The 19,718-nt window shown below is 61.9% G+C and carries 16 protein-coding genes and 1 riboswitch; of the genes, 12 read left to right on the top strand and 4 right to left on the bottom strand.

Translation table 11 applies throughout. The features are described 5' to 3' along the window. Positions 1-102 precede the first annotated feature (102 nt). Positions 103-1,542 (bottom strand): TolC family outer membrane protein, encoded by a 1,440-nt coding sequence (locus BHC62_RS24590; RefSeq protein WP_070996444.1) that lies wholly within the window; start codon positions 1,540-1,542, stop codon positions 103-105. Positions 1,543-1,738: 196 nt separating this feature from the next. Further along, a riboswitch (TPP riboswitch) is annotated at positions 1,739-1,844 on the top strand. Between the two features lie 150 nt (positions 1,845-1,994). Here BHC62_RS24590 and thiC point away from each other — a divergent pair. Both thiC and cytX read left to right on the top strand, forming a co-directional pair. Then, the gene (thiC, locus tag BHC62_RS24585; RefSeq protein WP_032862087.1) at positions 1,995-3,884 is read left to right on the top strand and encodes a phosphomethylpyrimidine synthase ThiC; all 1,890 of its coding nucleotides are present in this window, start codon (positions 1,995-1,997) and stop codon (positions 3,882-3,884) included. Positions 3,885-4,038: 154 nt separating this feature from the next. Next, positions 4,039-5,328 carry a putative hydroxymethylpyrimidine transporter CytX gene (gene cytX, locus BHC62_RS24580; RefSeq protein WP_070996443.1) on the top strand — a complete coding sequence of 430 codons (1,290 nt, stop codon included), beginning with the start codon at positions 4,039-4,041 and terminating at the stop codon, positions 5,326-5,328. Here cytX and BHC62_RS24575 read toward each other — a convergent pair. Beyond that, on the bottom strand, positions 5,297-6,043 hold the full coding sequence (locus BHC62_RS24575; protein WP_029299159.1) for an RsiV family protein: 747 nt from the start codon (positions 6,041-6,043) through the stop codon (positions 5,297-5,299). The genes cytX and BHC62_RS24575 overlap by 32 nt on opposite strands. A 202-nt stretch (positions 6,044-6,245) precedes the next feature. On the opposite strand from BHC62_RS24575, the gene BHC62_RS24570 reads away from it, so the two are divergent. From BHC62_RS24570 to BHC62_RS24530, 9 genes are all read left to right on the top strand, one after another. Further along, on the top strand, positions 6,246-6,863 hold the full coding sequence (locus BHC62_RS24570; protein ID WP_070996442.1) for an NUDIX domain-containing protein: 618 nt from the start codon (positions 6,246-6,248) through the stop codon (positions 6,861-6,863). After that, positions 6,854-7,303, top strand: a complete 450-nt coding sequence (locus BHC62_RS24565; RefSeq protein ID WP_029299156.1) for a DUF1249 domain-containing protein — start codon at positions 6,854-6,856, stop codon at positions 7,301-7,303. The genes BHC62_RS24570 and BHC62_RS24565 overlap by 10 nt, the downstream gene beginning before the upstream one ends. A 97-nt stretch (positions 7,304-7,400) precedes the next feature. Further along, on the top strand, positions 7,401-8,216 hold the full coding sequence (gene cpdA, locus BHC62_RS24560; protein ID WP_029299155.1) for a 3',5'-cyclic-AMP phosphodiesterase: 816 nt from the start codon (positions 7,401-7,403) through the stop codon (positions 8,214-8,216). Between the two features lie 205 nt (positions 8,217-8,421). Next, positions 8,422-9,030 carry a YqiA/YcfP family alpha/beta fold hydrolase gene (locus BHC62_RS24555; protein WP_029299153.1) on the top strand — a complete coding sequence of 203 codons (609 nt, stop codon included), beginning with the start codon at positions 8,422-8,424 and terminating at the stop codon, positions 9,028-9,030. A 44-nt stretch (positions 9,031-9,074) separates the two neighbouring features. Continuing rightward, a complete protein-coding gene (gene parE, locus BHC62_RS24550; protein ID WP_032862074.1) occupies positions 9,075-10,979 on the top strand; it encodes a DNA topoisomerase IV subunit B in 1,905 nt (634 codons plus the stop codon). Continuing rightward, positions 10,979-11,974, top strand: a complete 996-nt coding sequence (locus BHC62_RS24545) for an esterase-like activity of phytase family protein (RefSeq protein WP_070996441.1) — start codon at positions 10,979-10,981, stop codon at positions 11,972-11,974. The genes parE and BHC62_RS24545 overlap by 1 nt, the downstream gene beginning before the upstream one ends. Next, the gene (locus BHC62_RS24540) at positions 11,971-12,492 is read left to right on the top strand and encodes a TIGR02281 family clan AA aspartic protease (protein ID WP_029299149.1); all 522 of its coding nucleotides are present in this window, start codon (positions 11,971-11,973) and stop codon (positions 12,490-12,492) included. The genes BHC62_RS24545 and BHC62_RS24540 overlap by 4 nt, the downstream gene beginning before the upstream one ends. 10 nt (positions 12,493-12,502) lie before the next feature. Beyond that, positions 12,503-14,767: a DNA topoisomerase IV subunit A gene (gene parC, locus BHC62_RS24535; protein WP_057437367.1), complete on the top strand. Its 2,265-nt coding sequence runs from the start codon at positions 12,503-12,505 to the stop codon at positions 14,765-14,767. A 176-nt stretch (positions 14,768-14,943) separates the two neighbouring features. After that, a complete protein-coding gene (locus BHC62_RS24530) occupies positions 14,944-15,651 on the top strand; it encodes a membrane integrity-associated transporter subunit PqiC (RefSeq protein ID WP_029299146.1) in 708 nt (235 codons plus the stop codon). Positions 15,652-15,825: 174 nt separating this feature from the next. Here the strand turns inward: BHC62_RS24530 and BHC62_RS24525 are convergent, their stop codons facing one another. After that, positions 15,826-17,358, bottom strand: a complete 1,533-nt coding sequence (locus BHC62_RS24525) for an AhpA/YtjB family protein (protein ID WP_029299144.1) — start codon at positions 17,356-17,358, stop codon at positions 15,826-15,828. A gap of 133 nt (positions 17,359-17,491) precedes the next feature. On the opposite strand from BHC62_RS24525, the gene serB reads away from it, so the two are divergent. Continuing rightward, the gene (gene serB / locus BHC62_RS24520; RefSeq protein ID WP_029299142.1) at positions 17,492-18,706 is read left to right on the top strand and encodes a phosphoserine phosphatase SerB; all 1,215 of its coding nucleotides are present in this window, start codon (positions 17,492-17,494) and stop codon (positions 18,704-18,706) included. Positions 18,707-18,846: 140 nt separating this feature from the next. On the opposite strand, the gene asd is transcribed toward serB, so the two are convergent. Beyond that, positions 18,847-19,707, bottom strand: coding sequence for an archaetidylserine decarboxylase (gene asd / locus BHC62_RS24515; RefSeq protein ID WP_070996440.1), 861 nt, complete (start codon positions 19,705-19,707; stop codon positions 18,847-18,849). Positions 19,708-19,718: the final 11 nt, after the last annotated feature.

Raw genomic sequence — 19,718 nt, 5'->3', positions numbered from 1 at the left:
GAGCGGGCTTGCTCGCGAAGACGGTGTGTCAGTCAACACATGTATTGACTGACACACCGTCTTCGCGAGCAAGCCCGCTCCCACATTTGTTATGCGGTGGGTTTAGTTGCTGGGGCGGGCCTTCAGTTGCTCGGCCGCAGCCTTGGCCAGGTCCGGCGGCAGGAAGTCCTTGTCCGGGTTGTAGTCAGCCTTCAGGTACCGCGCCAGATCCTGCAGATCCCCCGGGTTCAACGTCCCCGCCGCCTGCTTCAGGCGCAGGTTGTCGAGGATGTAGTCATAGCGGCTGTTGTTGTAGTTGCGCACCGAGGAGTAGAGCTGGCGCTGCGAGTCCAGCACATCGACGATATTGCGCGTGCCCACCTGGTAACCGATTTCCGTGGCTTCCACTGCGCTCTGGTTGGAGATGATCGACTGGCGGCGGGCCTGCACTTGCTCCACATCGGTATTCACCGCGCGGTGCAGGTTGCGGGTGTTTTCCACCACCTGGCGGCGCAGGCCTTCGCGTTGCTGCTCGGTCTGGCCCAGGCGCGAATATGACTCGCGTACCTGGGAGCTGGTGAGGCCGCCGCTGTACAGCGGGATATTCAGGCGCAGGCCGATGGTGCGTTGCTCGACATCACCACGATAGGGCTGGCCGAAGGCGTTGGGGTTACTGAAGCCGAGGGCGTCGTTGTCGCCTTTCTCGTATTGCGCCACCGCGTCCAGGGTCGGCGCGTGGCCGGCCTTGCGTTGCTTGAGGGTCTCTTCGGCAGCCGTCACCGCATAGTTGCTGGCCAGCAGGTTCAGGTTCTGTCGCCCGGCGGTGTCGACCCAGGCTTTGGCGTCGTTCGGTGCCGGCGGCAACACCGGCAGCGTGTGGACAATGCCCTGGATCGCGTTGTATTGGCGGTTGGTCAGGGTGATCAGCGCTTCAAACGCGTCATCCACCTGGCGCTGGGCGAGGATCCGGTTGGCGCGTGCGGTGTCGTAGCTGGCCTGGGATTGCAGTACGTCGGTCTTGTCCGACAGGCCCACGTCGAAACGCTCGTTGGACTGGTCCAGTTGGCGCTTGAAGGCCGCTTCCTCGGCCTTGGTCGAGGCCAGGTTGTCCTGGGCGCGCAGCACGGCGAAGTAGTTTTCGGCGCTTTGCAGGATCAGTTCCTGCTCGGTGGCCGAGAGTTGCAGGGCGGCTTGTTCATTCACGGCTTCGGCAGCCTGCAGCTGGAACCAGCGATCGGCACGGAACAGCGGCTGGCTGAGGGTCGCGCGCCAGGTGTGGGCGTCGCGATTGGCAGTGGCCGAGGGTGTGTCGATCTGGGTGCGCACGTTGTTCACGTCGGCGCCGGCCGAGAGGTTGGGCAGCAGGCCGGCACGGGCCTGGGGCACCACTTCTTTTTGCGCGCCGTATTGGGCACGGGCGGCGGCCAGGTCGGCGTTGTTGTCCACCGCTTCCTGGTAGACGCTGACCAGATCGGTTTTGGTCGACAAGGGCGCTTCTGCTGCCCAGACCATTCCATTGGTCGCACAAGACACGGCAAGAGCCAGTGAAAGTTTGCGCAGCATGAGGCGATCCCTAGATAAATATTACGGCGATAATTTAGCGCCCAAGGCTACGACGAGCAATCCATAGCGTCAAGGCGTTGAGACAGTAGCCGAGTGTAGTGGCCGCACTGCGGCACAACAATCCTGTAATTGCGCCATTCATCACGCTGAATGCACCGCTATTGGCAATTTGCCTGCTCCATGGTCTAGACTGGCCGCGTTCTTGTCGGGGTGCCTTGCTATGAGGCTGAGATCGGTAAATACCGGATCCCGTTGAACCTGATCAGGTTAGCGCCTGCGTAGGGAACAAGATTTCTCGTCACCCGGCGAGTCCTCTTGTGCTTCGTCCGGGATGTTGTTCGACCATCGAACAGCCCTCGTGCACCAAGCACAGCACTGGTTCCAGTGCGTCCGTCCGTCACAGGTTCGCTCCGACAAAAATCCACTGCCTGGATGTGTCTGGAGAGCCCGTGATGAGTACAAAACTAAAAAACACCGTGCATTTGAGTGAGTCGGCCAAGGTTGACTCGGGATCCGTGCAGCCGTTTACCCGCTCGCAAAAAGTCTATGTGCAGGGCACCCGCCCGGACATCCGCGTACCGATGCGCGAAATCAGCCTCGACGTGACGCCCACCGACTTCGGCGGCGAGATCAATGCGCCCGTGGTGGTCTACGACACCTCCGGCCCGTACACCGACCCCAACGTGATTATTGACGTGCGCAAAGGCCTGGGCGATGTGCGCTCGCCGTGGATCGAATCCCGTGGCGACACCGAGCGCCTGTCCGGTCTGAGCTCGCACTTCGGCCAGCAGCGCCTGAGCGATGCCGAGCTGACCGCCCTGCGTTTTGCCCATGTGAAAAACCCGCGCCGCGCCAAGGCCGGGGCCAACGTCACGCAAATGCACTACGCGCGCCAGGGCATCATTACCGCCGAGATGGAATACGTCGCCATCCGCGAAAACATGAAGCTTGAAGAAGCCCGCGCGGCCGGCCTGCTGACCCAGCAACACGCCGGCCACAGCTTCGGCGCCAGCGTGCCGAAAATCATCACCCCCGAATTTGTGCGCGAAGAAATCGCCCGTGGCCGCGCCATCATCCCGGCCAACATCAACCACACCGAACTGGAACCGATGATCATCGGCCGTAACTTCCTGGTGAAGATCAACGGCAACATTGGCAACAGCGCCCTGGGCTCGTCCATCGAAGAAGAAGTGGCGAAACTGACCTGGGGCATTCGCTGGGGTTCTGACACCGTGATGGACCTGTCCACCGGCAAGCACATCCACGAAACCCGCGAGTGGATCATCCGCAACTCGCCGGTACCGATCGGTACCGTACCGATCTACCAGGCCCTGGAAAAAGTCGGCGGCGCTGCCGAAGACCTGACCTGGGAGCTGTTCCGCGACACCCTGATCGAACAGGCCGAGCAGGGCGTCGACTACTTCACCATCCATGCCGGCGTGCTGCTGCGCTATGTACCGCTGACCGCCAAGCGGGTGACCGGTATCGTTTCCCGTGGCGGCTCGATCATGGCCAAGTGGTGCCTGGCGCATCACAAAGAGAACTTCACCTACACGCATTTCGATGAAATCTGCGAAATCATGAAGGCCTACGACGTCAGCTTCTCCCTCGGCGATGGCCTGCGCCCGGGGTCGATTGCCGACGCCAACGACGCCGCGCAGTTCGGCGAGCTGGAAACCCTTGGCGAACTGACCAAGATCGCCTGGAAGCACGACGTACAAACCATGATCGAAGGCCCGGGCCATGTGCCGATGCAGTTGATCAAGGAGAACATGGACAAGCAACTGGAGTGCTGTGACGAGGCGCCGTTCTACACCCTCGGCCCGCTGACCACTGACATTGCACCGGGCTACGACCACATCACCTCAGGCATCGGCGCGGCGATGATCGGCTGGTTCGGTTGCGCGATGCTCTGCTACGTCACGCCCAAGGAACACCTGGGCCTGCCGAACAAGGATGATGTGAAGACCGGCATCATCACCTACAAGATTGCGGCCCACGCGGCGGATTTGGCCAAGGGCCATCCAGGCGCGCAGATCCGTGACAACGCCTTGAGCAAGGCGCGGTTCGAGTTCCGCTGGGAAGACCAGTTCAACCTCGGCCTGGACCCGGACACCGCGCGCTCCTATCACGACGAAACCCTGCCCAAGGATTCGGCCAAGGTCGCGCATTTCTGCTCGATGTGCGGGCCGAAATTCTGCTCGATGAAGATCACCCAGGAAGTGCGTGAGTACGCGGCCAACCAGCGCATCGAGGCGGTGGATGTGGATGTGGCCAAGGGCTTGGCCGAGCAGGCAGAGCGGTTTAAGCAGGAAGGCAGCCAGCTCTACAAAAAGGTCTGATCCGAGATCGCGGGCGCCTGTAAGGGCCTTATCGCGAGCAAGCCCGCTCCCACATTCGATCGAGTTCCACCTCTGGAATGCGGTCGAATGTGGGAGCGGGCTTGCTCGCGAAAGCGACCTCTCAAACAACAAATACTCCTCAGAGATTCCACCCTTGAGCATTCAACCGAGTACCTACTCTCCCGACATTGCCGTCCCCATAGACAAGCGTGTTTTTGGCGCCCGCGATCTGTTTTCCCTGTGGTTCTCCCTCGGCATCGGCCTGATGGTCCTGCAGACCGGCGCGTTGTTGGCGCCTGGCTTGGGTCTGTCGGGCTCGTTGCTGGCGATTTTCCTCGGCACCCTGGTAGGCGTGCTGCTGTTGGCCGCCGTCGGGGTGATCGGCAGTGACACCGGCCTATCGTCCATGGCCGCCCTCAAGCTCAGCCTGGGTGCCAAAGGCGCTAGCCTGCCGGCGCTGTTGAACCTGCTGCAACTGATTGGCTGGGGCTCGTTCGAAATCATCGTCATGCGCGATGCCGCCAGCCTGCTGGGCACCCGTGCCTTCAACGAAGGCAGTCTGTGGGCCAGCCCGTTGCTCTGGACGCTGTTCTTCGGCGGCCTCGCCACCTTGCTGGCGGTCAGTGGTCCGCTGACCTTCGTGCGAAAGATCCTGCGCAAGTGGGGGATCTGGCTGCTGCTGGCGGCCTGCCTGTGGCTGACCTGGAACCTGTTCGCCAAGGCCGACCTGGCCGCGTTGTGGGCCCAGGCGGGCGATGGTTCGCTGCCGTTTGCCGTCGGGTTTGATATCGCCATTGCCATGCCGTTGTCCTGGTTACCGCTGATTGCCGACTACTCACGCTTCGGCAAACGCGCAACCCGAGTGTTTGGCGGCACGGCCCTGGGCTTTTTTATCGGCAATTTCTGGCTGATGAGCCTGGGCGTGGCTTACACCCTGGCGTTTGCGCCCAGTGGTGAAGTCAACGCGCTGCTGCTGGCGTTGGCCGGGGCTGGCCTGGGGATTCCGCTGTTGTTGATTCTGCTGGATGAATCAGAAAACGCCTTCGCCGATATCCACTCCGCGGCGGTATCCAGCGGCATGTTGCTACGGGTGAAAGTCGAACACCTGGCACTGGCGATCGGGCTTGTTTGCACGCTGATCGCCTGCTTCGCGCCCTTGGCCCAGTATCAGAATTTCCTGCTGTTGATCGGCTCGGTATTCGCGCCGCTGTTTGGCGTGGTGCTGGTAGACCACTTCATCCTGCGCCGACGTGGCCAGGCGCTGCCTGCAAGCCTGCGCTGGCCGGCGCTGCTGGCCTGGCTGGGCGGTATCAGCACCTATCATCTGCTGGCCAATCTGTACCCGGATATTGGCGCGACCCTACCGGCACTGGCGCTGGCAGGGCTGCTGCAATTTATCCTCGGGCGCGCCTTCAGGGGCGTACGGGCACCAGCTCCGGCTTGATGATGCCGTCGAGGCGCGTGTAAGGAATCTGCAACTCGACGTGGCCCATGGCGTAGGGCGCAATGGTGGTCGTAGGGTACTTGAGCACCACCGCGCCGTAGGTCAGCGCCACGTTCGGGGTTTTCTGGAAGGGCCAGCTTTTCACGTACTCCGGCTCCAGGCTCAGGCGGGTGCTGATCAGCCAACTGTTGTGGGCTACCTGGGCGGCTTTCCAGAACGCGTCTTCCTTGCCGGGGCGCAGCATGTCCGCCAGGGTCAGGTTTTTTTGCTGTTGGCGTGAGTAGTTGATGAAGCCGCGGCCAGGTTCGCCATGGGCGCCGCCGGTGTCCAGGTAGCTGGACAGTTCGATGATCACCAAGCCGTCATGCTGCTCCCGTACCTTGGCCTGCAAGTACATGCTGTTGCGTGGGCCGGACTCGCGCAGGAATTTTTCCCGATAGGCGTTCAGCGACGCCGGCAGTGGCGCGCCGGGGGTGGTGCGGGTCATTTCCAGCAGGCGTTGCTCGATCAAGGCGTCGAGCTTGGGCTCGTTGGCGAAATGCACCGTATCGATGTTCACCAGTGGGCAATCGGCAGTGGTGCAGCCCGGTTGCACCACTTCGGATGCATCGCGGGTGGCTTCCAGCGGCGCGCGGTAGCTGGGTTGGAACAGGCTCTGGCAAGCGCCGAGCGTCAAGGCAATACAGGCCACGGAGGCGACTTTTAACAGCGACATGGGCGTCCTTCATAAAGCGGAGAAGAGCGAAAGATATGGGGCTTCGACTGTCGGCATCCCAGTCAGTTCGCCACTAAGCTGATTACAGTGAGTTTGACCGCCGCCGCCTGTCCCGGCAACAGGAAAGGGGCTGCACCGACGGGCGCGGGCGCTGTAGGATGGCGCGATGCCGAGACACACACCGCAATAAACGAGGGTTGATATGACCGACAGTGCGAAATCGACGCCGAACAGATTTGAAGTGGTTCAGCGCGACAATGCCTACCAGGGCTTCTACAAGCTTGATCGTGTACAGCTGCGCCACGAGCTGTTCGACGGCGGCATGAGCCCGGTGATCAGCCGCGAGATTTTTGTCCGCCACGATGCCGTCTGTGTCCTGCCCTACGATGCGCAACGCGATGAAGTGGTGTTGATCGAGCAGTTCCGGGTTGGCGCCATGGGCCGCACCGACAATCCATGGTTGGTGGAGATGGTTGCCGGTCTGATCGACAAAGACGAGCAACCGGAGGAGGTTGCGCACCGCGAAGCCGAGGAGGAAGCTGGGCTGACCTTCTCTGCGCTATGGCCGATCACCAAGTATTTCCCGTCGCCGGGGGGCAGCACCGAATTCGTCCACCTGTTTTTGGGACGTTGCGACAGTAGCGGTGCTGGCGGTATCCATGGCCTGGCCGAAGAAGCAGAAGATATCCGCGTTACCGTGTGGGCCTTTGAAGATGCCCTGCAAGCGGTACGCGACGGTAAAATTTCCAACGCAGCCAGCATTATCGCCCTGCAATGGCTTGCGCTTAATCGCGCGGAAGTGAGGGGGTTATGGCAGTAAAGGCACGGGAACGCTACCGGGTCGACCTGATCGGCTTGCAAGCCGCTTGCGAGGCCAACTATGCGCGGCTGATGCGCCTGTTGCCGGACATGCGCCATACGCCCGAAGCACGACGGATCGCCGTGACCCACGGTGACCAGATGCTCGGCGTGCTGACCCTGGAAGTCATCCTCACTTGCCCGTACACCAGCACCCTGCGCGTGCGCCAGGAGCACAGCCTGCCGTGGCTGCCGGTGCCGCAGCTGGAAGTGCAGGTGTATCACGATGCGCGAATGGCCGAAGTGGTCAGCGCCGAACATGCACGGCGCTTTCGCAGCATCTATCCTTACCCCAATATGTTCATGCACCAGCCCGATGAGAAAGCACAGCTCAATGTGTTCCTCGGTGAATGGTTGAGTCATTGCCTGGCCCTGGGCCATGAGTTTGAAGTCGTCCGATAGCGTTCGACGGCGTGCGTTTGACGGCTTTCCTCTTTGTGTCCTGCCCCAGCATAATTGCACCCATTGTCCATTTATGTGATTGCCCTGGGAGAACGCCTTGCCGAGCGTATCCACCGTGAACCCCGATGCGCCGGCGTTGCTGGTGCAACTGTCTGACAGCCACCTGTTTGCCGAGGCCGACGGCACGCTGCTGGGCATGAATACCCGCGACAGCCTGCAACGGGTGATCGAGCTGGTGCGGGCCCGGCAACCGCAGATTGATTTGCTGCTGGCCACCGGCGACTTGTCCCAGGACGGTACGCTTGAGTCCTACCAACTATTTCGCGACCTGAGCCAGCAGATTGGCGCCCCGGCGCGCTGGATTCCGGGCAATCACGATGAGCCGCAGGTCATGGCCCAGGCGACCATGGGCAGCGCGTTGCTGGAGTCGGTGGTGGATGTGGGCAACTGGCGCATTACCTTGCTGGACTCCGCCGTGCCGGGCTCGGTGCCGGGCTATCTGGCCGAGCCGCAACTGCAATTGCTGGCGCAAGCCTTGAGTGAAGCGCCGGGTCGCCATCATCTGGTCTGCTTCCATCATCACCCCGTGCCCATCGGCTGTGCCTGGATGGAGCCCATCGGTTTGCGCAACCCCGAGGCGCTGTTTGCCGTGCTCGACCGTTTTCCCCAGGTGCGGGCGGTGCTGTGGGGGCATGTGCACCAGGAGATCGACCGCCAGCGTAATGGCGTGCGCTTGCTGGCGTCGCCGTCCACCTGCATCCAGTTCGCCCCCGGCAGTGAGGATTTCAAGGTCAGCGAACAGGCGCCTGGCTATCGTTGGCTGCGTCTGCACCCGGACGGGCGGCTGGAAACTGGGGTAGAGCGGGTCGAAGGCTTCACCTTTACCGTGGATTACGGCAGCAACGGCTACTAAACCTGCAAACACACATCAAAATGTAGGAGCGGGCTTGCCCGCGATTGCGGTGGGTCAGCCAACAAATCTATCACTGATATAGCGCCATCGCGGGCAAGCCCGCTCCCACACCCCTGGCAGGCCGCGTTCGGCAGTAACCCTGCTCACACCGCGTCATTCCCTGTAAACTGCGCCCCTTTGGCCGATAACGCACGGAGAGCCCGGCATGTCCGCTTCGATCTTGTATATCCACGGTTTCAACAGCGCGCCGGCCTCGACCAAGGCCAGCTACCTGATGGGCGTGATGGACAGTCTCGGGCTGGCCGACCAACTGCGGGTGCCGGCCCTGCATCACCATCCACGCCAGGCGATTGCCCAGTTGGAGCAGGCGATCGGCGAGCTGGGGCGGCCGCTGCTGGTCGGCAGCTCACTCGGCGGCTACTATGCAACCCATCTTGCCGAACGCCATGGCCTCAAGGCCCTGTTGGTCAACCCGGCGGTCAGCCCCCATCGCATGTTCGACGGTTACCTGGGCACCCAGAAGAACCTTTACACCGATGAGACCTGGGAATTGACCCACGATCACGTCGCGGCCCTGGCTGAGCTTGAGGTTGCAGCGCCCCAGGATGCCCAGCGCTATCAGGTGTGGTTGCAGACCGGGGACGAAACACTGGATTATCGCCTCGCCGAGCAGTATTACCGGGCCTGTGCCTTGCGTATCCAGGCTGGCGGCGACCACGGTTACCAGGGCTTTGGCCGACAGTTACCGGCCCTGTTGAGTTTTGCCGGCATTGGCGCAGATCAGTACCAATCCTTCGATTTCACCGCATTGTGAAACCGCAGGTTACTTTTTAATCGAACGACTCACGACGAGACCCCATGGCCACTCCCAGCGCTAGCTCTTATAACGCCGACGCCATCGAAGTCCTCTCGGGCCTCGACCCGGTGCGCAAACGCCCCGGCATGTACACCGACACCAGTCGGCCGAACCACCTTGCCCAGGAAGTCATCGACAACAGCGTCGACGAAGCCTTGGCCGGGCACGCCAAGTCGGTCCAGGTCATTCTGCACGCCGACCATTCCCTGGAAGTGTCCGACGACGGGCGCGGCATGCCGGTGGATATCCACCCCGAAGAGGGCGTGTCGGGTGTCGAGCTGATCCTCACCAAGCTCCACGCCGGCGGCAAGTTTTCCAACAAGAACTACCAATTCTCCGGCGGCTTGCACGGTGTGGGTATTTCCGTGGTCAACGCCCTGTCCACGCAAGTGCGGGTCAAGGTCAAGCGCGACGGCAACGAATACCAGATGACCTTCGCCGATGGCTACAAGGCCACCGAGCTGGAAGTCGTCGGCACTGTCGGCAAGCGCAATACCGGGACCAGCGTGTACTTCGCGCCGGATCCGAAATACTTCGATTCCCCGAAATTCTCCATCAGCCGCCTCAAGCACGTACTCAAGGCCAAGGCCGTGTTGTGCCCGGGCCTGCTGGTCAGTTTTGAAGATAAAGGCACCGGCGAAAAGGTCGAGTGGCACTACGAAGACGGCCTGCGCTCCTATCTGGAAGACTCGGTCAGCGACTTCGAACGCCTGCCCAACGAACCCTTCTGCGGCAGCCTGGCCGGTAACAAGGAGGCCGTGGACTGGGCCTTGCTGTGGTTGCCCGAGGGTGGCGACAGTGTCCAGGAAAGCTACGTCAACCTGATCCCCACAGCCCAAGGCGGTACTCACGTCAACGGTCTGCGCCAGGGCCTGCTGGATGCCATGCGCGAATTCTGCGAGTACCGCAGCCTGTTGCCGCGCGGCGTGAAGCTGGCGCCGGAAGACGTCTGGGAGCGCATCGCCTTCGTTCTGTCGATGAAAATGCAGGAGCCGCAATTCTCCGGCCAGACCAAGGAGCGCCTGTCGTCCCGTGAGGCGGCGGCGTTTGTCTCGGGTGTGGTCAAGGATGCTTTCAGCCTGTGGCTCAACGAGCATCCGGAACTGGGCCTGGCCCTGGCCGAGTTGGCGATCAACAACGCCGGGCGTCGCCTCAAGGCCAGCAAAAAGGTCGAGCGCAAGCGCATCACCCAGGGCCCGGCGTTGCCCGGTAAGCTGGCGGACTGCGCCGGGCAGGACCCGATGCGCTCCGAGCTGTTCCTGGTGGAAGGTGATTCCGCCGGCGGTTCGGCCAAGCAGGCACGGGACAAGGAGTTCCAGGCGATCCTGCCGCTGCGCGGCAAGATCCTCAATACCTGGGAAGTCGACGGCAGCGAAGTGCTCGCCAGCCAGGAAGTGCACAACATCGCCGTGGCCATTGGCGTGGATCCCGGCGCCGAGGACATGAGCCAGTTGCGCTACGGCAAGATCTGCATCCTCGCCGACGCCGACTCCGACGGCTTGCACATTGCGACCTTGCTCTGCGCCCTGTTCGTCCAGCATTTCCGCCCGCTGGTGGATGCCGGTCACGTCTACGTGGCGATGCCGCCGCTGTACCGTATCGACCTGGGCAAAGAAATCTACTACGCCCTGGACGAAGCCGAGCGCGACGGCATCCTCGATCGCCTGGTGGCCGAGAAGAAGCGTGGCAAGCCGCAAGTCACTCGATTCAAGGGCCTGGGTGAAATGAACCCACCGCAACTGCGGGAAACCACCATGGACCCGAACACCCGACGCCTGGTGCAGTTGACCCTGGAAGACTACGCCGCGACCTCGGAAATGATGGACATGTTGCTGGCCAAGAAGCGCGCCGGCGACCGTAAGGCCTGGCTGGAGTCCAAAGGCAACCTGGCCGAGGTATTGGGCTGATGCGCAGCGGTTTCGCCCTGGCGATACTGTTGTTGAGCGGGTTGGCAGCGACCCAGGTCGTGGCCCAGCCTGCGGTCGAGCTCAAGCTGCTGTCCGAACACCCGGTAGACGGCATGCGCGGCGGTAACCTGTCGGGCCTGGCCTTGTGTGGCAAGGAGTTGTGGACGGTCTCTGACCGCGACGACGACCAGATCTACCGCCTCGATACCCGCGCCGAGACCTGGCAGGCCGAGACGGTAAAGATCGACGTGCCGCCGGTGCCTGAATCGGGCCTGCCCTGGGGCTTGCGCGCACGCACCACGGCGGCTTCGGTGATTCGTGGTGGCGACCTGGATTTTGAAGGCATCAGCTGTGACGCCGTCGGTAATCGTTATATCGTCAGCGAAGCCCACGCGGCGGTGCTGCAAGTGCCGGCAAGCGGCGATCCCGAGTGGCTGAAGATTGCCCCTGGCATGGTTCGCGAGGCGCGGGCCAGTGGCTTGCTGCTGCACTTCAATGCGTTGTTTGAAGGGCTGGCGGTCAATCCCGAGGGCAATCAGATCTGGCTGGCGGCCGAGCGTGAGCGGCGCGGGCTGATTTCGATCAAGCGTGGGCAGAGCGTTTGGGATTGCGACGGCCCCTGCGTACTGTTGAGCGAAGCCGGCCAGGAAATGCAGCCGGCGCAGTTTCCGGGCGCCAAGGCGGTGTCCAAGGACTTTGCCGACCTGGCGCTGTTCAATGGCAAGTTGTTTACCTTGGAGCGCAATGCGTTCCAGGTCTGCCGGCGCGACAGCGTGACGGCCAAGGTCGAGTTGTGCTGGTCGTACGCCGACGAGGCGCTGCAGCCCAATCGACGTTACGCCCAGAGCTACGGCCTGGCAGAAGCCTTGCTGATTGACGCCGATGGAGCCTGGATTGGCATCGACAATAACTTCGGCACCCGGGCCGACGGTGAAAAACGCCCGATGGTCTATCGTTTTGCTGCTCCGGCCGGTGGTTGGAGTGCCCAGCCATGAGTACGCAGCCGCCTGGCAAGCGCGCCGGACGCATATTGATGTTCGTGGCGTGGGGCGCCGGGCTGTTTCTGGCAACACGGTTTTTTGGGCAATGGGAAGCGCGTCAGGAAAACCCCAACGCCGTGGTCACCTCGCAGCAACACGCGGGTTATATAGAAGTGAAACTGGTCGGCAACGGCCAGGGTCATTTTGTCGCCACTGGCCAGATCAACGGCCAGCCGGTGGATTTCATGCTCGATACCGGCGCCACCGACGTGGCGGTACCGGCCGAGTTGGCCGAACGCCTGGGGCTCAAGCGCGGTTTGCCGGTGACCTTGAGCACCGCCAACGGCCGCAGCCAGGGCTATCGCACCCACCTGGAGCGCCTGCAACTGGGCGATATCGTCCTGCAGGACGTACGCGCCCTGGTGGCGCCGGGCCTGGGTGGCGAGCAAGTGCTGTTGGGCATGAGCGCATTGAAACAACTTGAATTTACCCAGCGCGGCGGCACCATGCTGCTGCGCCAGACCAGACAATGATGAGGCCCGCATGAGTGACATCCTTGCAGACAGCTTAGACGGCGTAGAACGCCGGTCGCTGGCTGACTTCACCGAAAATGCCTACCTCAACTACTCCATGTACGTGATCATGGACCGTGCCTTGCCGCATATCGGCGACGGCTTGAAGCCGGTACAGCGGCGCATTATCTACGCCATGAGTGAGTTGGGCCTGGACGCGGACTCCAAGCACAAGAAGTCGGCGCGTACCGTCGGTGACGTGCTCGGCAAGTTCCACCCCCACGGCGACTCGGCGTGCTACGAAGCCATGGTGCTGATGGCCCAGCCGTTCAGCTACCGCTACACCCTGGTCGATGGCCAGGGTAACTGGGGTGCGCCGGACGATCCCAAGTCCTTCGCCGCCATGCGTTACACCGAGGCGCGGCTGTCGCGCTACTCCGAAGTACTGCTCAGCGAGCTGGGCCAGGGCACCGCAGACTGGGGCCCGAACTTCGACGGCACCCTCGACGAACCGCTGGTCTTGCCGGCGCGCCTGCCCAATATCCTGCTCAACGGCACCACCGGTATCGCCGTGGGCATGGCCACCGACGTACCGCCGCATAACCTGCGCGAAGTCGCCACCGCCTGCGTGCGTCTGCTCGATGAGCCCAAGGCCACGGTCGAGCAGCTGTGCGAGCATATCCAGGGCCCGGATTACCCGACCGAAGCGGAAATCATCACGCCGCGCGCCGACCTGCTGAAAATGTACGAGACCGGCAAGGGCTCGGTGCGTATGCGTGCCGTGTACCACATCGAAGATGGCGACATCATCGTCACCGCCTTGCCGCACCAGGTCTCCGGCGCCAAAGTGCTGGAACAGATTGCCGCGCTGATGCAGGCCAAGCCGTCGAAGCTGCCGCAAGTCGCTGACCTGCGTGACGAATCCGACCACGAAAACCCGTGCCGCATCGTGATCATTCCGACCAACAGCCGGGTCGATCATGAAGTGCTGATGCAGCACCTGTTTGCCAGCACCGAGCTGGAATCCAGTTACCGGGTCAACGTCAACATCATTGGCCTGGACGGCAAGCCGCAACTGAAAAACCTGCGCAACCTGCTGGTGGAGTGGCTGGAGTTCCGGGTCAATACCGTACGCCGCCGCTTGCAGTTCCGGTTGGACAAGGTCGAGCGTCGCCTGCACCTGTTGGACGGCTTGCTGATCGCTTACCTCAACCTGGATGAAGTGATCCATATCATCCGTACCGCCGAGCACCCGAAAGCCGAGTTGATCGCGCGTTTCGAGCTGAGCGAGATCCAGGCCGACTACATCCTCGATACCCGTTTGCGTCAGTTGGCGCGCCTGGAAGAGATGAAGTTGCGCGACGAGCAGGACGCCTTGCTCAAGGAGCAAGCCAAGCTGCAAGCGCTGCTGGGTAGCGAAGCCAAGCTCAAGAAGCTGGTGCGCAGCGAATTGATCAAAGATGCAGAAACCTATGGCGACGACCGCCGCTCGCCGATTGTCGAGCGCGCCGAGGCCAAGGCCCTGACCGAAACCGAGCTGTTGCCCAACGAGAAAATTACCGTCGTTCTGTCGGAAAAGGGTTGGGTTCGCTCCGCCAAGGGGCATGATATTGACGCCACTGGCCTGTCGTACAAGGCCGGTGATGGATTCAAGACTGCTGCGGCCGGGCGCTCCAACCAGTTTGCGGTGTTTATCGACTCCACTGGGCGCAGTTATTCGGTGCCGGCTCATACCCTGCCGTCTGCACGAGGCCAGGGCGAACCCTTGACCGGTCGCCTGGCGCCACCGCCAGGGGCAAGTTTTGAATGTGTATTGCTGCCTGATGATGACTCGCTGTACGTCATCGCCTCCGACGCTGGCTACGGTTTCGTGGTCAAGGGCGAGGACTTGCAGGCCAAGAACAAGGCAGGCAAGGCCCTGTTGAGCCTGCCGAACAACGCCAAGGTGATCTTGCCGCGTCCGGTCGAGGACCGCGAAGGCAATTGGCTGGCATCGGTGACCACCGAAGGGCGCTTGCTGGTGTTCAAGATCAGCGACTTGCCGCAGTTGGGCAAGGGCAAGGGCAACAAGATCATTGGTATCCCAGGGGAGCGGGTGGCCAGTCGCGAAGAGTATGTGACCGACATCGCAGTGATCCCGGAAGGCTCGACCCTGGTGCTGCAGGCCGGCAAGCGCACGTTGTCCCTGCGTCCCGACGACCTGGAGCACTACAAGGGCGAACGTGGACGCCGTGGGAATAAATTGCCCCGTGGCTTCCAGCGGGTAGATGCATTGCTGGTAGAAACGCCTGCTTAAAGCGATATAGAGCGCCCGATCTACGATTTAACGCGTAGATCGGCGCTTTCGCGCTGGAGTCATGGCGCATATTCACGGATGATATGGCCTTTCCAGCGCCGGCGTGGCTGAGCGCGTATAGGTTATTTTTAGTATTACATTGTGGTTTGCCTTGTGGCAGCCACCTGGATGGGATGATGACTGCTCCACGCCTTCCTTTATTTTTGATGCTCGCTGGCCTTTTGGGGTTGGCGGGCTGCACCACGCACCAGCCGGTGTCGCTGTACCAGCTGGATAGCGGAAATCCTGCGCAACCAGCGCAAAGTGCTGGCATGGCGGTGTTGCTCGGGCCGGTCGTGGTTGCCGATTACCTGCAACGTGAAACCCTGCTGCAACGCCAGGACGATGGCAGCCTGCAAGGCTCCATCGACGGCCGTTGGGCCGGTAGCCTGTCGTCGGATATCAACCAGTTGATGCTGCGCCAGGTGGCTGGCCACCTGGACAGCCAGCGTGTGGTGCTGTCGCCGGCGCCCACCAGCTTCTCGCCCGATGTGCAGGTCTTGCTGACCATCACGCGCCTGGATTCCGGGGCGTCGCAGCCGGCCATCCTTGACGCGCAATGGCGCCTGATCGACCGCCGCGGCCAGGTGCGGGACAACCGCATCGTGCATCTGCAGGAGCAGCATGCTGGCAGCACGGCCTCCCAGGTCCAGGCCCAGGGCGTGTTGTTGCAGCGTTTGGCAGAACAGCTGTCGGTAGCCCTCAAGCCATTGGCCAACCAGCCACCGATTGCCGAAGCCCCGCGCAAACAGGCCCCGGCACCCGCCAAGCCGGCAGCCCCGGAAAAGCCGAAGATCCCAATGGCTTCGCCGATTCGCACCGACATGGAAGTGTTCCGCTTCTGAGGTAACAGCCCCCTGTAGGAGCGAGCTTGCTCGCGAAAAACTCAAGGGCAACGTGCTCATTCAGGATAAGCGCGTTAACGTTGACGATCTTCCCGAGCAAGCTCGCTCCTACACAGAGCCAATAAAAAGCCCACCCATGAGTGATCATGGGTGGGCTTTTTATTGGGGGAGAATTCACCCCTTGTTGCGGGTCTCATGCATCCGCGCCAACTGGCGCTCCAGCATCGACGGATAAGGCTCCATCAACCGCTCTACACAGCACGCGCCTTCCGGGCTGGCAATCGGGCGGATGCGCGCGCGTTGGCGGATCAGCGCGTCGTCGCTGATCTTGCGCTCCACCAGCAGCAAGTTGCGGCTGTGTTGCGACAAGGCCAGGGCGTCCTGGGCGTTTTCGGTCAGCAGCAGGTCGATCTGGCTCATGCCATACAGGTCGTCGCCCAGGGTCAGGCCCAGTTGCAGTTGCAGGGTGATACCGCTGTCAGCGACTTCAATTTGCAACGCATGGCCCAGGGCCCGGAGCAGCTCGCCGCAGCAGATGGCATTGGTCAGGTAGTCTTCACCGCTGTCTTCGCTGTGGAACAGCATCAAGGTGCTGCCGTCGTTCAGGGTGTGCAGCTCGCTCTGATACAGCGAGGCAGCCTGGTCGAGGCAGTCGCGGTAGCGTTCCAGCAGTTCGGTCAGGCGTGCACGGGGCAGGCGGCGCAGTTGGTCCTGGGCGCCCAGTTGCACGGCCAGTACGGCGCTGTGCTGTGGCTGGGTGTTCTGGGAGACGGCAGGTGTCGGTGTCGGCAACGTTGCAGGCGTTGAGTCGTCACGCAGGTCGGCAAACGGGTCGTCATCGTCCAGGCTGTCTTCGTCGGCCTTGATGACTGTGCGCGGTACTGGCTTGAGGCCGGCCACCGGCGCCGACTCGTCGAAGCTCGGGTCACGCAGGTTGCGCACTTCAAACTCGGGTTCGTCGTCGTAATCGGCGTCGTCAAACTCCGGTTCAGGCTCGACCTCCTGTACCACCGGCTCTGGAGCGAAGCTGGTGTGCAACTGGCGGGCAAGGTCGCCGATTTCATCCTGGCGGTCAGTGGCCGGGGTGTGCTCGTCGATATCGCGCAGCCAGATGCGCAATTGCATCAGGGGCGTGGAGATATGCCGGCCCAGGCGCAGGCTCAAGGCCAGGGCCAAGGCCAGCAGGATCGCGCTGAGGATGCCCATGCTTTGCAGGCTGATGGTCATCGGCTGCTGGAACTGTTGCATGTCCAGGCTGATGCGCAGTTGGCCGGCTTTCACATCCTGAAACGTGATATTGCTCTGGTACAGGCCTTCGGCTTCACCCAGCAGGCCGTTCTTCGGGCGTTGCCCGGCTTCGGCCATGATCCGGTTGTCCACGCTGTAGATGGCCGCGTGGGCCACCAGCGGGTTCTTGGTCAGGTTGTTGAGCAGCACGTTGAGGCTGAGGATGTCGTTGGACACCAGCAACTCAGTCGCCGAGGTGGCGGTCTGGGTCGTCAAGCTCTCGCCCAGGGCGTCGGCTTGCTCGTGCATGGCCTGTTTGAACTGCAAACCCATCACGCACGCATAGATCACCAGGGCCAAGGCGACCAGGATCACGTTATGGCTGGCGATGCGTAATGCGATCGGTACACGGCGGTGGCGCAGTGCCCGGAAGATCAGCAGGAAGAAGTTATCGGTTTTTACTGGCGTGGGCCGGTTCACTTGCGCTCGGCTCTTGGTCCGTGAAGTTGACGCGCAGTATAGCGACAGGCCCAAGACCGGCAAAGCGCTGGCTGTGCCCGATGGTCACTGAAAGTGGGTAGAATGCGGTTTTTTTCCAGCCCGGGGGTGCGCTTTGCGCGAAATTGTCCTGATTAACATCACAGGTGAGGACCGTCCGGGTCTTACCGCAGCCATTACTGGTGTCCTCGCCCAGGGTGGTGTGACCATTCTCGATATCGGCCAGGCCGTGATCCACGACACCCTGTCGTTCGGCATCCTGGTCGAGATCCCGAGCACTGAGCAAGCCTCGTCCGTGCTCAAGGACATCCTGTTTACGGCCTATAAGCTGGATCAGCAGGTACGTTTCACCCCGGTCTCCGAAGAGGATTACCAGCATTGGGTGGCCGGCCAAGGTAAAAAACGCCATATCGTCACGCTGTTGACGCGCCGGGTGACCGCTGAGCAATTGCAGCGGGTCAGTTCGATCACCGCGCAATATGGCCTGAATATCGATCATATCGACCGTTTGTCGGGCCGTATGCCGCTGGATATGCCGGCGGACCAGGGCAAGGGCTGTATCGAGTTTTCTGTGCGTGGCGAGCCGGCCGATCCGCAGGCCTTGCGCGCCGAGTTTCTCAGCGTCGCCCAGGAGTTGAACGTCGATATCGCCTTCCAGGAAGACTCGCTGTTCCGGCGCAATCGCCGCCTGGCGGTATTCGACATGGACTCGACCCTGATCGAAGCCGAAGTCATCGACGAGTTGGCCAAGGCGGCGGGCGTTGGCGAGCAAGTCTCTGCGATCACCGAGCGCGCCATGGCGGGTGAGTTGGATTTCCGCGCCAGCTTCAAGGAGCGCCTGGCGCTGCTCAAGGGCCTGGACGTCAGCGTGCTGGACTCCATCGGTGCATCCCTGCGCTTGACCGAAGGTGCCGAGACCCTGTTCGCCGAGCTCAAGCGCCTGGGCTACAAGACGGCGATTCTGTCGGGCGGCTTTACCTACTTCGCCAAGCAATTGCAGGCCAAGCTGGGCATCGACTATGTGTTCGCCAACGAGCTGGAAGTAGTGGATGGCAAGGTGACGGGCGTGGCGGTCGAGCCGATTGTCGACGCGCAGCGCAAGGCTGACTTGCTCAAGGAGTTGGCGCACAAGGAAGGTTTGCGTCTGGAGCAGACCATTGCGGTCGGCGACGGTGCCAACGACTTGCCGATGCTGGCTATCGCCGGGTTGGGTGTAGCGTTCCGTGCCAAGCCGTTGGTCAAGCAGTCGGCCAAGCAGGCGATTTCGACGTTGGGGTTGGACGGTGTGCTGTACCTGTTGGGCTTTCGCGACCGCGACGGCCAACTATAAGCACCCGATCCCCTTGTAGGAATGGGATCGAAAATGTGGGAGCTGGCTTGCCTGCGATAGCGGTGTTGGATTTACCATCGTCATCGCAGGCAAGCCAGCTCCCACATTGATTGGGTTGCAGCTTCAAATCTGCTGGGGGATCAGGCCTTTGGCAGCGCGATACCCTGGCCCATCTGCACCGGCGTGCCTGCCGCCAGCTCTTGCGCCCACTGCACCTGGTCCGGGCCAAACAGCACGATCGCCGTGGAGCCAAGCTTGAAGCGCCCCAGTTCCGCACCTTTTTCCAGGTGGATCGGCGCACGGGCGGCTTCGTCGTAACGGAAGGTTTTCAACTCGCGCTTGGGGGGTGTTACCAACCCAGCCCATACGGTCTCGATCGACGCCACAATCATCGCGCCCACCAATACCACGGCCATCGGGCCGCGTTCGGTATCGAACAGGCAGACAACTCGCTCATTACGCGCAAACAACTCCGGCACGTTTTCGGCGGTGGTCTGGTTGACCGAGAAAATCCGCCCTGGCACGTAGACCATTTCCCGCAGGGTGCCGGCCAATGGCATGTGCACGCGGTGGTAGTCCTTCGGCGACAGGTAGATGGTGGCAAAGTCACCGCCCATGAAGGGCGCAGCAACGGCCGCGTCGCCACCGAGCAATTCCAGCACGCTGAAACTGTGGCCCTTGGCCTGGAACACGCGCCCGTGTTCAATCGGGCCGAGTTGGCTGACTGCGCCGTCTGCCGGGCTCAACACCGCGCCCGGGGTCGGGTCCAATGGGCGCGCGCCATCTTTCAGGGCGCGGGTGAAGAAGGCGTTGAAGTGCTCGTAAGCGGTCACGTCCTCCACCAGTGCCTGGGACATATCCACTTGGTAACGTTTGGCGAACCAGGTGGTGAAGGCATTCTTGAACCAGCGCACGCGGCACTCGGCAATGCAGCCGGCCAGGCGCGACAGCAGGTGATGGGGCAGCAGGTACTGGCTGAGGATAAACAAACGCTTTTTCATGAACTGTCCTT

It is taken from the genome of Pseudomonas sp. 06C 126, assembly GCF_001855215.1.
Lineage (GTDB): Bacteria > Pseudomonadota > Gammaproteobacteria > Pseudomonadales > Pseudomonadaceae > Aquipseudomonas > Aquipseudomonas proteolytica.
The sequence above is the reverse complement of the archived record's forward strand: the minus strand, read 5'-3'. Positions and strand labels throughout refer to the sequence as shown.